The organism is Undibacterium sp. TJN25, assembly GCF_049339885.1.
Taxonomy (GTDB): domain Bacteria; phylum Pseudomonadota; class Gammaproteobacteria; order Burkholderiales; family Burkholderiaceae_D; genus Undibacterium.
Genome location: NZ_JBMPPM010000033.1, coordinates 1 through 1,450, shown reverse-complemented (window position 1 = coordinate 1,450; position 1,450 = coordinate 1). Strand labels below are relative to the sequence as shown.

General features: G+C 51.3%; 1 protein-coding gene. It reads left to right on the top strand.

All coding sequences use genetic code 11. The features are described 5' to 3' along the window. Positions 1 to 45: 45 nt before the first annotated feature. Positions 46 to 1,415, top strand: a protein-coding gene (locus ACO0LO_RS28965; RefSeq protein ID WP_422970007.1) for an IS3 family transposase whose coding sequence is annotated in 2 segments (ribosomal slippage) — positions 46 to 520 and positions 520 to 1,415 — 1,371 coding nt in all. Because the reading frame shifts where the segments join, the coding sequence is not laid out codon by codon here. The last annotated feature ends 35 nt before the right edge of the window (positions 1,416 to 1,450 follow it).

Sequence of the window (1,450 nt, the reverse complement as noted above, 5' to 3'; positions counted from 1 at the left end):
TGAACTGAACCCCAAAAGTTGGACACCGACTTTTGGGTTTTTTTCATGACGAAACACAATGAGCAGTTCAAACTGGCAGTAGTTCAACCGTACCTAAACGGCTTGGCTGGCTATAACACCATAGCCAAGGCACATGGCCTCGATCATGGCACAGTGCGACGCTGGGTAGCCTTGCATCGGGAACATGGCATGGCGGGGCTGCAGAAGAAGTTCAGTCATTACAGCGCTGAATTCAAACTGTCGGTGTTGCAGTACATGCAAAACAAGGGGCTGTCTTACCGATGTGTAGCCGCCGCTTTCAATATCCGTAATCCTGGAGGCATTCCTGGGTGGGAGCGCTGCTATCATAGCGGCGGTATAGACGCCTTGATGCCACGTATTCGTGGACGCCCAAAGAAGATGACCGATTCCCAGCCCCTAGCGCCGAACAAACCGGCAGATGATGAAACCCGTACACGCGAGGAGTTGCTCGCGGAAGTGAGCCATTTACGCATGGAAGTGGCATATTTAAAAAAGTTACGAGCCTTAGTTCAGTCGCAGCAGCCACAGCGAGCAACTGCGCGCAAAAAGCGCAAGTAGTCGCCGAACTAAGGCAGCAATTCCCTCTGGCTGGCCTGCTCAAGGTCGCTGAACTGGCCCGCAGCACTTTCTATTATCAACAGAAAGCAGCACTGGTCTGCGACAAGCATCTGGGGCTCAAGAGGCAGATTAGTGCCATCTTTGCCCGCCATAAAGGACGATACGGCTATCGCCGTATTGCATTACAGATTCGGCAAGTGGGCCAGAAGGTGAATCACAAGACGGTGCAGCGCCTCATGAGCGAGTTGGGCCTCAAGTCCTTGGTACGACCGAAGAAATACCGCTCGTACAAAGGGAATGTGGGGCAAACCGCGCCTAATGTGCTGCAGCGGGAGTTTGACGCACAAGGCACTCACCAGAAATGGGTAACCGATGTGACCGAATTTAATGTCTCTGGGGAAAAGCTTTATCTGTCCCCAGTGATGGATTTATATAACGGCGAGATTATTGCGTTTGAAACGGCCAAGCGACCGGTGTTCGAATTAGTCAGTTCTATGCTTGAGAAGGCATTGGCCAAGCTTAAGCCGGGTGACAAGCCGATACTGCACTCAGACCAGGGATGGCAGTACCGCATGCCGGCCTATCAGCGCGCTTTACAAAGCAAGCAGGTGGTACAGAGCATGTCACGCAAAGGAAACTGCCTGGACAACGCGGCCATGGAGAGCTTCTTCGCCATCTTGAAGTCGGAATTCTTTTACTTGAACAAATTTAGCAGCGTCGATGAGCTCCAAACACGAATCAAGAAGTACATTCACTACTACAATCACGACCGCATCAAGGCAAAACTAAAAGGGCTAAGTCCTGTGCAATACAGAACTCAGCCCTTAGCCACCTAGCTATTTAAACCGTCCAACTAATTGGGGTCAGTTCA